The 12,989-nt window shown below is 71.9% G+C and carries 11 protein-coding genes; 7 read left to right on the plus strand and 4 right to left on the minus strand.

All coding sequences use genetic code 11. The features are described 5' to 3' along the window. The first annotated feature begins 17 nt into the window (after nt 1–17). Nucleotides 18–1,538, plus strand: a complete 1,521-nt coding sequence (locus ABZ948_RS35205) for an NCS1 family nucleobase:cation symporter-1 (RefSeq protein ID WP_359766578.1) — start codon at nt 18–20, stop codon at nt 1,536–1,538. Nucleotides 1,539–1,560: 22 nt separating this feature from the next. Here the strand turns inward: ABZ948_RS35205 and ABZ948_RS35210 are convergent, their stop codons facing one another. Continuing rightward, nucleotides 1,561–2,229: a hypothetical protein gene (locus ABZ948_RS35210; protein ID WP_359766580.1), complete on the minus strand. Its 669-nt coding sequence runs from the start codon at nt 2,227–2,229 to the stop codon at nt 1,561–1,563. A gap of 229 nt (nt 2,230–2,458) precedes the next feature. Here ABZ948_RS35210 and ABZ948_RS35215 point away from each other — a divergent pair, with 229 nt between their 5' ends. The 4 genes from ABZ948_RS35215 (at nt 2,459) to ABZ948_RS35230 (ending at nt 7,370) form a co-directional block, all read left to right on the plus strand. Beyond that, nucleotides 2,459–4,285: a gamma-glutamyltransferase family protein gene (locus ABZ948_RS35215; RefSeq protein WP_359766582.1), complete on the plus strand. Its 1,827-nt coding sequence runs from the start codon at nt 2,459–2,461 to the stop codon at nt 4,283–4,285. A gap of 102 nt (nt 4,286–4,387) precedes the next feature. Further along, nucleotides 4,388–5,233, plus strand: coding sequence for an inositol monophosphatase family protein (locus ABZ948_RS35220; protein WP_359766584.1), 846 nt, complete (start codon nt 4,388–4,390; stop codon nt 5,231–5,233). A gap of 173 nt (nt 5,234–5,406) precedes the next feature. Further along, a complete protein-coding gene (locus tag ABZ948_RS35225) occupies nt 5,407–6,816 on the plus strand; it encodes a phytoene desaturase family protein (protein WP_359766586.1) in 1,410 nt (469 codons plus the stop codon). Next, entirely contained in the window at nt 6,813–7,370 is a 558-nt protein-coding gene (locus ABZ948_RS35230; RefSeq protein ID WP_359766588.1) for an O-acetyl-ADP-ribose deacetylase, read from the plus strand. The genes ABZ948_RS35225 and ABZ948_RS35230 overlap by 4 nt, the downstream gene beginning before the upstream one ends. A gap of 49 nt (nt 7,371–7,419) precedes the next feature. Here ABZ948_RS35230 and ABZ948_RS35235 read toward each other — a convergent pair whose 3' ends face one another. Genes ABZ948_RS35235 through ABZ948_RS35245 form a run of 3 tightly spaced genes read right to left on the minus strand, consistent with a single transcriptional unit; the run spans nt 7,420 to nt 9,537 of the window. After that, on the minus strand, nt 7,420–8,601 hold the full coding sequence (locus tag ABZ948_RS35235; protein ID WP_359766590.1) for an MAB_1171c family putative transporter: 1,182 nt from the start codon (nt 8,599–8,601) through the stop codon (nt 7,420–7,422). Continuing rightward, nucleotides 8,586–9,113: a hypothetical protein gene (locus ABZ948_RS35240; protein ID WP_359766592.1), complete on the minus strand. Its 528-nt coding sequence runs from the start codon at nt 9,111–9,113 to the stop codon at nt 8,586–8,588. Before ABZ948_RS35240 ends, ABZ948_RS35235 begins: the two co-directional genes overlap by 16 nt. After that, nucleotides 9,094–9,537: a hypothetical protein gene (locus ABZ948_RS35245; RefSeq protein WP_359766594.1), complete on the minus strand. Its 444-nt coding sequence runs from the start codon at nt 9,535–9,537 to the stop codon at nt 9,094–9,096. The genes ABZ948_RS35240 and ABZ948_RS35245 overlap by 20 nt, the downstream gene beginning before the upstream one ends. 327 nt (nt 9,538–9,864) lie before the next feature. Here ABZ948_RS35245 and ABZ948_RS35250 point away from each other — a divergent pair, with 327 nt between their 5' ends. Together ABZ948_RS35250 and ABZ948_RS35255 are read left to right on the plus strand one after the other, a co-directional pair. After that, nucleotides 9,865–10,908, plus strand: coding sequence for a ParB N-terminal domain-containing protein (locus tag ABZ948_RS35250; RefSeq protein ID WP_359766596.1), 1,044 nt, complete (start codon nt 9,865–9,867; stop codon nt 10,906–10,908). Nucleotides 10,909–11,570: 662 nt separating this feature from the next. Next, the gene (locus ABZ948_RS35255; protein ID WP_359766598.1) at nt 11,571–12,863 is read left to right on the plus strand and encodes a helix-turn-helix transcriptional regulator; all 1,293 of its coding nucleotides are present in this window, start codon (nt 11,571–11,573) and stop codon (nt 12,861–12,863) included. Nucleotides 12,864–12,989: the final 126 nt, after the last annotated feature.

Below are 12,989 nucleotides of genomic sequence, written 5' to 3' on the forward strand. Positions count from 1 at the left end.
CCTGATTGGCCCGGCCCATGACCGATACCGCTCCCACGGCCACACCACCCACCACCCAAGTCACCCTCGCCGACGGCCGGGTGGAGATCGCCCCGGGCGCCCCGGCGCCGAGCGGTCCCTACGCCAACGAGGACCTGCTGCCGGTCCCCGTCGAGAAGCGCACCTGGACCACGTACAATTTCTCCGCGCTGTGGGTCGGCATGGCCCACAACACGGCCTCCTGGACCCTGGCCTCCGGGCTCATCGCCGTCGGCATGGACTGGAAGCAGGCGGTGTTCACCATCGCCCTCGCCAACGTGATCGTGCTGATACCCATGCTGCTCACCGGGCACGCCGGGCCCAAGTACGGCATACCCTTCCCCGTCTTCGCTCGGGCCTCCTTCGGCATCCGCGGGGCCAACCTGCCCGCCGTCGTACGGGCGCTCGTGGCGTGCGGCTGGTTCGGCATCCAGACCTGGATCGGCGGCGAGGCCATCTACTTCCTGGCCGGGAAGCTGATCGGCAGCGGCTGGACGGACGCCGCGAAGGTCGGCGGCTACGCCTGGACCATGTGGCTGTCGTTCGCGATCTTCTGGGCGCTGCAGGTCGTCATCATCTACCGGGGCATGGAGACGATCCGCCGCTTCGAGAACTGGGCGGCGCCCTTCGTGCTCGTCGGGGCGTTCGTGATGCTGTGGTGGATGAGCGACAAGGCGGGCGGCTTCGGCCCGCTGCTCGACCAGCCGTCCAAGCTCGGCTGGGGCGCCGACTTCTGGACGCTGTTCGCCCCCGCCCTCATGGGCATGATCGGCTTCTGGTCCACGCTGTCGCTGAACATCCCCGACTTCACCCGCTACGGCAGGAGCCAGAAGGCCCAGACCTGGGGCCAGGCCCTCGGCCTGCCGACGACGATGACGCTGTTCGCGTTCCTGTCCGTGATGGTCACCTCGGGCTCGCAGGCCGTGTACGGCGAGGCCATCTGGGACCCGGTACAGCTCGCGGCCAAGACCGACAACACCGTGGGCCTGCTCTTCGCCCTCGTCACCGTGCTGGTCGCGACCCTGTCCGTCAACGTCGCCGCCAACCTGGTCTCCCCGGCGTTCGACTTCTCCAACATCGCGCCCCGCCGCATCAGTTTCCGCGCCGGCGCCCTCGCCACCTGCGTCCTCGGCGTGCTGATCTTCCCGTGGAAGCTGTACTCCGACCCGCAGGGCTACATCTTCACCTGGCTCGGCCTGGTCGGCGGCCTGCTCGGCACCGTCGCGGGCATCCTCATCGCCGACTACTGGATCCTGCGCCGCTCCCGTCTCGACCTCGCCGACCTGTACCGCACGGGCGGCCGCTACTGGTACGAGGGCGGCTGGAACTGGCGGGCCGTCGTCGCCTTCGCGGTCGGCGGTGTCCTCGCCGTCGGCGGCGCCAGCTTCAAACCGCTGATCGACGGCCGTCCCATCCCGGCGCTGGCCGATCTCGCCGACTACGGCTGGGCCGTGGGCCTGGGCACGTCGATGGTGCTGTACCTGCTGCTGATGGCGACGCGCGGCCGCAGAGCCCTCTGAGGGGCGCCGCGCTGGAGGGCGCTCAGCCCTTCTCGCTCTCCAGCGCGGCCACCGCTTCCTTCGCGGCCTTGATGGCGCCCTTGTTGATGGTGTCCGTGTCCGGCGCTTTCTTCGACTCGAAGTCACTGCCGTTGTACGTGATCGTCACCAGCGCGTTGGACGCTCGGGCGACCACGACACCCTCACGCGTCTCCTGCTTGTCCTCGGTGGTGAGGTTCACGACGGAGTACGCGCTGTCACCCAGACCGGGGACGTCCCCACCGCCGCTCCGCTTCTCGGTGCTCTCCCGGTACGCCTTCTCCGCCGCCTCGTCCGACTCCAGCACCTCGTACGACACGTCCAGCCAGCGGTAGTCGTACCCCTTGAGCGCGTTCCAGGAGCAGGTGCGGCGCAGCTCCGCGTCCGTGGACGGGATCTCCTTGCCGCCTGTCTTGGCGCCCGGCACCAGCGACTGGATCGTCTTCTTGGCGACGCTCTCGCAGGGGGCGGGCGCGGCCGCGTACGTCTTCGACGCCGTCGACGTGGACGGGGCGGACGCGGACCGGGTCTCGGTCTTCTCGTCGGCCGGCCTGTGCTCGGCGGCCTGCGGCGCGGCGAGCGGACCGGACGACAGCGCCCAGCCCGCCGCGGCGAGCACGGCCACCGGGGACAGGCGTGCGGTCAGGGCCAGGGGCAGAGGTAGGGAACGCACGGCGCCCTTCTCGTGGGGGACGGACGGTGCGGAGCGGGCCCGCACGGCGGACGGGACGACAGTGTCACACGAGTCCCTGTGGTGCGGAAGTGCGGTCCGGCACACAGGCTGCGGAAACACGCCTCGCACCGGCGCGGTCGCACTGCGCAGTCCTGGCCGGGGGTTTCGCCCGAGCCGTGACCGGGGGAGGGGGACGGGTGGCGCGTCAGTACGAGAGGTGAGAGGTCGTATGTTCACATCCCGCCCGACCCTCCAGGGCACCTTCGGCATGGTCTCCTCCACCCACTGGCTCGCCGCGCAGTCGGCGATGGCCGTCCTGGAGGACGGCGGCAACGCCTGCGACGCGGCCGTGGCCGGCGCCTTCGTGCTGCACGTCGTCGAACCCCACCTCAACGGCCCGGCCGGCGAGGTGCCGATCCTGTTCGCCCCGCCCGGCGGCGAGGTGCGGGTGCTGTGCGGACAGGGCGTCGCACCCGCCGGGGCGACCGTCGCGCACCACCGCGGCCTCGGCCTGGACCTCGTCCCCGGTACCGGACCGCTGGCCGCCGCCGTACCCGGCGCGTTCGACGCCTGGATGCTGCTGCTGCGCGACCACGGCACCAAGTCCCTCGCCGACGTCCTGAAGTACGCCATCGGCTACGCCGAGCACGGCCACGCGCCCGTGGAGCGCGTCACGGAGACCGTCGAGACGGTGCGGGAACTGTTCGAGACCGAGTGGACCTCGTCGGCGGAGGTCTACCTGCCCGGCGGCAAGCCACCCCGCCCCGGCGAGCTCTTCCGCAACCCCGCGCTCGCCGCCACCTGGCAGCGCCTGCTCGCCGAGACCGCCGGGGCGGGCGACCGGGAGGCGCAGATCGAGGCAGCGCGGCGGGTGTGGCGCACCGGCTTCATCGCCGAGGCCCTCGTCCGGCAGGCCGCGCGCCCCACCCTGGACACCACCGGCGAGCACCACACCGGCACCCTCACGGCCGCCGACCTCGCCGCCTGGTCCGCGACCTACGAGACACCGGTGACGTACGACTGGAACGGCTGGACCGTGTGCAAGCCGGGCCCCTGGAGCCAGGGCCCGGTCCTGCTCCAGCAACTCGCCCTGCTCCCGCCGGAACTGCCCGCCTACGGCTCGGCCGACTACGTCCACCTCCTGGTCGAGGGCTGCAAACTCGCCATGGCCGACCGGGAGGCCTGGTACGGGGACGCCGCCGAGGTGCCCCTCGACGACCTGCTGTCCGCCGAGTACAACACAGCCCGCCGCGCCCTCGTCGGCGAGCGGGCCGAGCACGACCTGCGGCCCGGCAGCCCCGGCGGACGCACCCCGCGGCTGGGCGCGCACGCGCGCGTGGCGGCCGCCGCCCAGGAGGGCTTCGACGCCCTGGGCATCGGCGAGCCGACCGTCGCGAAGCTCCCGACGTCCCCCGTGCCCGGCGAACCGGTCGTCACCGCCGACGGGAGCACCCGCGGCGACACCTGCCACCTCGACATAGTCGACCGCTGGGGCACCATGGTCTCCGCCACCCCCAGCGGCGGCTGGCTCCAGTCCAACCCCGTCGTCCCCGAACTCGGCTTCCCGCTCGGCACCCGGCTGCAGATGACCTGGCTGGAGGAGGGCCTGCCCAGCACCCTCACCCCCGGCCGCCGCCCCCGCAGCACCCTGTCGCCCTCGATCGCACTGCGCGACGGCGTGCCCGTCCTGGCGTTCGGCACGCCCGGCGGGGACCAGCAGGACCAGTGGCAACTGCACTTCCTCCTCGCGGTCGCGCTGCGCCCCCAGGTGCGCGGCGGCCTCGACCTCCAGGGCGCGATCGACGCCCCGAACTGGCACAACGACAGCTTCCCGGGCTCCTTCTACCCGCGCGGCATGCGCCCCGGGAGCGTGACCGTCGAGGCCCGCACCGACCCGGCCGTCGTCGCGGAGCTGCGGCGCCGCGGCCACGAGGTGACCGTCGGCGCACCCTGGTCGGAGGGCCGGCTCTGCGCGGTCGCCCGGGACCCGGAGACCGGCGTCCTGTCGGCGGCGGCGAACCCCCGCGGGATGCAGGGATACGCGGTCGGCCGGTGACCCGCCCCCCGGCCGGTCCCCCCCGGCCGGTGTTCACCGCGATTCCACGCCCGGTGCACCCGGCGGGTGGGGATTGTCAGTGGCGCGTGTTGTCATGGAAGGGTGATCGACAGCAACGAAACCATCGAAGAGTTTCTCGCACAGCACGCCTCCGACGTCGAAGAGGCGATCCGCAAGGCGGCCACCACCGAGATCATGCCGCGCTGGCGTCAGCTCGCCGCGCACGAAGTGGACCAGAAGAGCGGCCCGCACGACCTGGTGACCGACGCCGACCGCAAGGCCGAGCTGTACCTCACCGAGGCCCTGCCCGCCCTGCTGCCCGGCTCGGTCGTGGTCGGCGAGGAAGCGGTCCACGCCAACCCCGCGTCCTACGAGGCGATACGGGGCGACGCCCCGGTCTGGATCATCGACCCGGTCGACGGCACCCGGCCGTTCGTCCGCGGCGAGGCCGGGTTCTGCACCCTGGTCGCCCTGGCCCAGGGCGGCACCCTGTTCGCGTCCTGGACCTACGCGCCCGCCCGCGACCGCCTCGCCACCGCCGAGCGGGGCAAGGGCGCCTACCTCGACGGCGAGCGGCTCTTCGCCGGTGTGCCCGACCCCGGCCGTGACCTCCGCGTGGCCACCTCCCACCCGGACTACACGACGGACGAGCAGAAGCACGCCCTGCTCTGCCTGCGCACCGAGGGCGTGGCACCGCGCGCGTGCGGCTCGGCCGGCCTGGAGTACCTCGCCATCGCCCGGGGCGAGTTGGACGCCACGGCCTTCTCCTGGGAAGCAGCCTGGGACCACGCGGCCGGACTCCTCCTGGTCGAGGAGGCGGGCGGCGCCCACCTGACTCGCGCGGGCGAGCCGTTCCGCATCACGGGCGGCAACGCCCTGCCGTTCACCGCGGCCCGGGACGCGGCCACGGCCCGGCGGGTGGCGGCGCTGCTGGCGGGCGGCGCGTGAGCCCGGCCGCAGCGCGACGGACGGTCACCGACCGTAGGCGTCCGGTCGCGCTGATCGCATCGGGGCTCCTCCGCGGCACCCGGACCTCACCCGCGGCCGGTGACTGTCCGTCCCCGGGCATATCCTGATCCCCAGTGGCCGTCGGCTGACGAAGGGGTCCGAAGGTGCCGTCGATGCTCGATGCCGTCGTAGTGGGTGCGGGGCCGAACGGACTGACCGCGGCCGTGGAGCTGGCCCGCCGCGGCTTCTCCGTCGCCGTCTTCGAGGCCCGGGGCACCGTGGGCGGCGGCTCCCGCACCGAGGAGCTCACCCTGCCGGGCTTCCGGCACGACCCGTGCGCCGCGGCCCACCCGCTCGCCATCAACTCACCCGCCTTCCGTGCCCTCCCGCTGGAGCGCTACGGCCTGGAGTGGCTGCACGCCGAGCTGCCGATGGCCCACCCCTTCCCGGACGGCACGGCGGCCGTGCTGGCCCGGTCGGTGGGCGAGACGGCCGCCTCCTTCGGGCCGCGCGACGCCGGGGCGTACCGCAGGCTCGTCGAGCCCTTCCTGCCCAAGTGGGACACGCTCGCCCGGGACTTCATGTCCCTGCCGCTCACGGCGCTGCCCCGCGACCCGGTCACCCTCGCCCGCTTCGGCCTCGTCGGACTGCCCCCGTCGACGCTGCTGATGCGCCGCTTCCGCGACGAACCGGCCAGGGCGCTGTTCGCCGGGCTCGTCGCCCATGTCATGGCACCGCTGGGCGGATTCGCCACCGGCGCCATCGGCCTGGTCTTCGCCCTCGCGGCACACGCCCGCGGCTGGCCGGTCGCCCGCGGCGGCTCCCAGGCGATCTCCGACGCCCTCGCCGCCCACCTGCGCGACCTCGGCGGCAGCGTCCACACCGACTACGAGGTCAAGCGCCTGGACGACCTGCCGCCGGCCCGGGCGTACGTCTTCGACACCTCGCCCACCGCCCTGGCCCGCATCGCCGGCTTCGGCGACCACTACGCCGGCTACCGCTACGGACCGGGCGCCTTCAAGATCGACTACGCGCTGGACGGCCCCGTGCCGTGGACCGCGAAGGAGGCCCGCGTCGCCGGCACGGTGCAGATCGGCGCGAGCCGCGCCGAGATCGGCACGGCCCTGCGCGCGGCGGCCAAGGAGGGCAAGGCCCCCGACAAACCGTTCATGATCACGGTTCAGCCGAGTGTCGTCGACCCCACCCGGGCCCCCGCGGGCAAGCACGTCTTCTGGGCCTACGGCCACGTCCCGCACGGCTGGACCGGCGACCTCACCGACGCCATCGAGCGCCAACTGGAGCGCTTCGCCCCGGGGTTCCGCGACCGCGTCCTGGCCCGCGCCACGGCCGGGCCGCCCGAACTCGCCGCCCGCAACGCCAACTACGTCGGCGGCGACATCGCCTCGGGCGCGGCCTCCGGCCTCCAGCTCCTGCTGCGCCCGAAGCTCACCCTGTTCCCGTACCACACCCCCCACCCGGCCGTCTTCATCTGCTCCTCGGCGACCCCGCCGGGCCCCGGTGTGCACGGCATGTCGGGGCACAACGCGGCGAAGGCCGTCTGGAAGCGACTGAGGCAGACGTGACCACCATCGAAGCGGTCCAGGGCGACATCACCCGCGAGAGCGTCGACGCCATCGTCAACGCGGCCAACTCCTCGCTGCTGGGCGGGGGAGGGGTCGACGGGGCGATCCACCGGCGCGGCGGCCCGGCCATCCTGGAGGACTGCCGCAGGCTGCGCGCCTCCCACTACGGCAAGGGCCTGCCCACGGGCCGGGCCGTCGCCACGACCGCGGGGGACCTGGACGCCCGCTGGGTCATCCACACCGTCGGTCCCGTGTACCAGCCTTCCCGCAGTGATCCCGCGCAGCTCGCCTCCTGCTACCGCGAGTCGCTCCGGGTGGCCGATGAGCTGGGCGCCCGCACGGTGGCGTTCCCGGCCATCTCGGCCGGTGCCTACGGGTGGCCGATCGAGGACGCCGCTCGCATCGCTGTGGAAACGGTGCGGGACACGGAGACCGCCGTCGAAGAAGTCAGGTTCGTCCTGTTCGACGAGCGGGCATTCACGGCGTTCGCCGAGCACGTCCACAAGCTGGGTCGACAGGGGGGTGAAGGCCCCTTCTCGTCCGGGTCCCCGTGACCGCGTCACAGGCGGCCTACGCCTGCTCCGGCCCCTTGTACGTCCCCTGTCAGGCGTGGCATCGGCGCGGATCGGGTTGTTCGCGGGCCATTCGGGACAGGGCCGTGGAGAGGGTGACGAGGGTGTCGGCGTCGGCGCCGAGGTCGTTTCCGGTGGGGAGGGCGACGCGTGCGGCGGGGAGGGCGGTGTCGGGGTCCTCGGTCTCCGGTTTGAGGGCGAGGGCCTTGGTGATGTGGCGGGCGAGCTGGTCCGGGCCGCAGCGGGCCAGGTCCGTGCCGGGGGCGGCCAGCGCGAGGTAGGGGCTCAGACGGACCAGTCCGTCACGGCACTCGATGAGGCGGCGGTAGAAGCGGGCGTGGGTGCGCCGCAGGCGGGGGCGGCTCCAACGCGGGCGGGACGGTTCGCGGTTCAGGACGAGTTCCGGATAAGCGCTGACCAGGGCCTGCCAGAGGGGCGCCAGCTGCTCGTACATGCGGCGGTGGCTGAGGACGGACCGCAGATGGGTCGCCAGCTGTACCCCGGCGAACAGCACGATGCCGATCAGCACACAGCCCAGGGCCACGTCGGTGAGCACCAGGTTCAGCGTTTCCAGCTCCGGGTGCGATCCGGGGACGTCGATGCGCAACAGCACCAGGACGACCCGGTCGGCCGCTGTGAGGGCCAGCCCGAACAGCCCGGCGGTCATGGTGCGCAGACTGCGCGCGAGATGCCAGGACGCCCGGCGGGCGTAGCGCAGGGCCCACTGACCGGAGACGACGTAGGCGTAGACGAAGAAGACATTGCCGACGAGGTAGAAGCAGGCGATCCCCGGTTCTGCCATGTGCGGGGTGGAAAGGGAGTGGTCGCGCAGCGCCGGTGGTGTCGCGACCATGCTCATGACCATGGTCGCCAGGGCGCCGGCGAGCAGCGCGGTGTGCCGTCGCCGCCGACGCCGGAATGCGGTCGGGGAGCCGCGGGTGGAGGCGACGAAGAACAGGATGAGCATGGTCAGGCCGGACATGTAGAGCGCGTTGAAGGCGACCTTGCCGACGCCGGTCGGCGTGAACGCCATCAGCCGCTCACGGACCTCGGGGAAGCCGAGGACGTCACCCGCGGTGAGCAGGAACAGAGCGAGGACCAGCAGCCGCAGCACCCGGTCGTGCGGGGCGCGGGCCAGATCGACGGCCTTCCACGCCGTTCCCGCGACCAGCATCGCGGTCACCGTGAGGTGGAGGATCACGTCCATCCCCATCGGGCGCTCAGTGCGGAGCGCAGGGGGTCGAGGGCGGAGTCCTCGGGGATGTCCTCGGTGGTGCGAGGAGTGGCGTAGTCGATGACGACGGCCCACTCCTGGATGATGGTCGCGACGAGTTCCGCCTCGCGTTCGTAGTCCTCGGTGTAGTACGTGCGGTGGAACCGTCTCGTGATCAGCCCTCGCGGCTGGGCGAGGCCGAGGTGATCCTCGTCCGGACTCACGCCGTCCTGGTGATCGGCGAGGATGTGGCCGATCTCGTGCAGGATGATGTGGTCCTGGTGGACCCGGGTCGTCTCCCGCTGGTAGAAGATGTCGTCCTCGTCGGGGCGGGAGATCCATATGCCGAACGGGCCGGGGACGGGCAGGTCCCAGGGGATCAGCCGGATGGGCTTGCCGCGGTGTTCGCCGAGCCGCCGGCACAACTCTTCGACGCGCAACGGGGGTCGGATGTCGAGCCGGCGTAACAGTCGTTTGCAGTAACGGCGCAGCTCACGCTCGCGTATCGCCACGAGTGCTTCCTCGGGTGGGGGCGTCGGGGTCGTCGGGTCCGTCCTGGTCGAAGGTGTCGATCATCTTCAGCAGCTGCTCCCGCAACGGTGGTGTCATCGCTCCTGCCCGCATCGCGATCGTCCGGACTTGGTGGCTGGCCAGCCGCTCCCGCAGCAGCTGGTCCTCCGGGCTCTCCGGCGCGACCAGGGACTGGACGGTGATGGGCGGCGCTCCCGGGTCCCGGTGGTCGTCGAAGAACTTCGCCAGACCCTCCAGCACGCTCAGCGTCGGGTTCGTGTGCGATCCGTTCCGCAGCATCGCCAGGTAGCTGCGCGACAGCGTGGCCCGGTGGGACGAGTCCGAGGTGACCGCCTTGGCCACCTCCGCCGTCGAGTACTCCCGCTGCCGTCCGTGGTCGTCGCGCCAGCGCACCGTTGCGAACAACGTATTCAACCGTTCGGCCAGCGACTGCCGACATCCCTTGTCATCACGTGAAGACAATGCCCACCCTCCCGGTCGGATACCCCGGTGATCCCGAATCTGTGAAGAGACATGTGCTCTGCCGGACAGTAGCCAACGTTGCTTGCCCCGGCGGAGCACGGAGTGCCAATATGTTGGACGCTTCGCTAACGGTACCGATGCACGCCGACCAAGTCTCCCGTCCCGCGGGGGATTTGAGGCTGATCACGGTGATCCGATCACGGTGGTCTACCGCCGGCGGCGTAGGCGCCTCGACGCGACGAACCGATGAGTGTGCGAAGAGGAGAGTCCATGTCTGAGGCGTTACCCGGCCCTGCGACGCGAACGGACCAGGACGGGCGGCGGACGCGGTCCGTGCCCATCGGGTCACTGGTGATCTCCGATTCACCGCGCATCGCAGGGGAGAACGCCCAGCACATCAGAGTGCTCGCCGAGTCGGACCTGGCCTGGCCCCCGATCATCGTGCACCGGTCCACCATGCGCGTGGTGGACGGGGTGCACCGGGTGCGCGCGGCGGTCCTGCGCGGAGAGGAACGCATCGAGGCCGAGTTCGTCGACGGCACCGTCGAGGACGCGTTCGTGCTCGCCGTCCGTCTGAACACGCGGCACGGGATGCCGCTCTCGCGGGCCGACCGCACCGCCGCGGCCACCCGCCTCGTCCAGAGTCGCCCGGAGTGGTCGAACCGCCGGATCGCGGAGCTCGTCGGAATCTCGCCCACCACGGTCGCCGGACTGCGTGAGCGTTCAACCGGCCGGAGTGGTCAGTTGAACGCCCGGGCGGGACGTGACGGCCGGGTCCGGCCCCTCGGTGCCGACGCCGCCGAGGGGCGCCGGCGAGTGGTCCGTGTCATCCAGTGCCGGCCCGACGCGTCGCTGCGGGAGATCGCGGCGGAGGCCGGTGTCGCCGTCGCCACCGCCAGGGACGTACGGCAGCGGCTGCGGGTCGGGGAGGATCCGGTACCGCCTCGGCTGCGAGCGGCCGAACTGCGGGAGTCCGGCCACGGCGAAGCGCCCGCGGTCGACGCCGGCGCGCCCCTGGTGGGAGGCGGCAAGTCCGTGGTGCCCCTGCCGCCGTCGCAGCCGGCCGGTCACGAGGTCGCGCGCAGTCTGCGCAAGGATCCGTCGCTGCGTTTCTCCGAGGCCGGCCGGACGCTGCTGCGCCTGTGGAGCGCGCACGCCATGGACGCCGGGCAGTGGCAGTGGCTGGCCGACAGTGTGCCCGCGCACCGGTTGCCCGACGCCGCCTGGGCCGCCCGCCGCTGCGCCGAGATATGGCTGCGATTCGCCAGGGACCTGGAGGAACGCGCCGCGCTGAACCGTGACCAGGCGAGCTGAGGCACCTATTCCGCATGTTCACTAATGAAACGGACTTTACGGTCCGCTTCGCTTCATGTACGCCGGAGAGACTCGTGTACCGTGAAGTGACCGTCGGTCTCGCTGATTAATTCGGTAGGCCGTCGACGGATCCGAATACCGGCGAAATGACACTTCGAAGGGGATTCTTCGATGCGTAGCAGCGCGGTGCAGGCGGAGCGATGTCCGGTGGGCACCGGCGACCGGTGAGAACGCGTCGTCATAACCGGCGGGCGGCATCGTGGCCGCCATCCGCCATCCGTCATACGTCTTCTCGGACGTTCCCTTCCCTTCTCTGACATGCCTCCGGCGCGGGGGCGGCCCACGCTGCCCCGGCCGATCTACGCGCGACCGGGCCGCAATGACGCGTGCCGGGAAGAGCGCCTTCGGTGGCGAACGACTTCCCCCGGTCCTCGAATGGCCGGGCGGTTCGCCGTGCGCAGCCGTGCCTGCGCACCCGCCACAACGGCACTTTGTGCACAGTTTTGTGATGCCTTGAGACCGATCACTAACCAAATGGGGGAACAGTGAACACGGCCGATCGTAGAAGCAAGGGCATACAGGAGACGGTCGCCGTCCGGCGTCCGGCCCCGATTTCGCCAGGCTGGCGGAATTCCGTCAGGCAGGCCGAAGCGAACGACGGGATGAGTGACCGGAGCCGGGAGAAGTCCGTCCGTGACCTCTGGCGGCCCGCCATGCCCCGGCGGGAGTTGGTCACGTACACCCCGGGGTTACTGCTCACCGACGACGCACGGCGGCTGCCCTCCGGGCTGCGGACGGCCGTGCAGTGCATCGAGCTGGCGAACCTCGGGGTGAACCGCGCGATCGTCACCGAGCAGGCGGAACGGGTGCTGCAGTCGGATCCGGCGCGCGCGGACGCGTACGGGCCCTGGCTCGCCGTACTCGCCCTGTACTACACCGGTGACGTGGTGTCGGCGGACGCGCAGTGCGAGCGGCTGGCCCGGCACCCCTCGTGGTCGGAATCGGCGCGGCACCAGAACCTGCTCAAGCTGCTGCGCGCCCGCGGCTCCCTGATCTCCGGCGACGCCACCCGGGCCGTGGACCTGCTGAAGGCCGCGCTCGCCGATGAGGCGTCGACCTTCCCGGCCTGCCTCGCCATCGCCTGGCTGATCGAGGCACTGGTGCACCTCGGCGAGCTGGACCAGGCGCACGAGGTGCTGCTGGAGCACGGGCTGGTCGGCCGGCTCAGCGCCCACCTGCCGGACCGGCCGCACGTGCTGGCCGCCCGGGGTGCGCTGCATATGGCGATGGGCCAGTTCCAGCACGCCGTCGACGACTACACCGCCTGCGGCCGGACACTGGCCGCGCTCAACGTCGTCAACTCGGCCGTCCTGCCGTGGCGTTCGAGGGCGGCGTTCGGCGCGCTGGCCGTGCAGCGGTACGACCTCGCCCTGGCCCTGGCCGAGGACGAGCTGATCGCGGCACGCAAGTGGGGTTCGGCGCGCAGTGTCGGCACGGCCCTGCACGCCGTGGCCATAGCGCGGCGGGACGACTCGTCGGTGCCCCTGCTGGAGGAGGCCGTGCAGCTGCTCGACCTGGGGCAGGCCCGCACGGAGCTGACACAGGCGCTCTACGACCTCGGCACGCTGCAGGTGGAGCGGAAGGACGTGATCGGCGGGCGCAGCCGGCTGGAGGCGGCGGGCGCGGTGGCCCGCGAGTGCGGCAACGCCTACTGGGTGGAACGCGTCCGGCAGGCGCTGACCCGGTTGAGCGGCCCCGACAACGGCCGTGCGCTCACCCGCCAGGAGATCAAGATCGCCCAGCTGGCCCGTGCCGGGTACAGCAACCAGCGGATCGCGGAGACGCTGTTCCTCGCCGTGCGCACGGTCGAGTTCCACCTCTCCAGCGTCTACCGCAAGCTCGCCATCTCCGGCAGGAGGGAACTGGCCACCGCTCTGGGGTCCGTGGCCGCCTAGCGGGGCGTTCCGTCCACGGCGCCGCCCGTGCCCGAGGAGGGGCCCGCCGGGCTCGGCCACATCGGCGAGATCATGAACATGTGGGTCCACACGGCCGACTCCGAGGCCGAGTCAGGACCGGGTGGC

The organism is Streptomyces olindensis, assembly GCF_040645895.1.
In the GTDB taxonomy this organism is placed as follows: Bacteria; Actinomycetota; Actinomycetes; order Streptomycetales; family Streptomycetaceae; genus Streptomyces; species Streptomyces olindensis.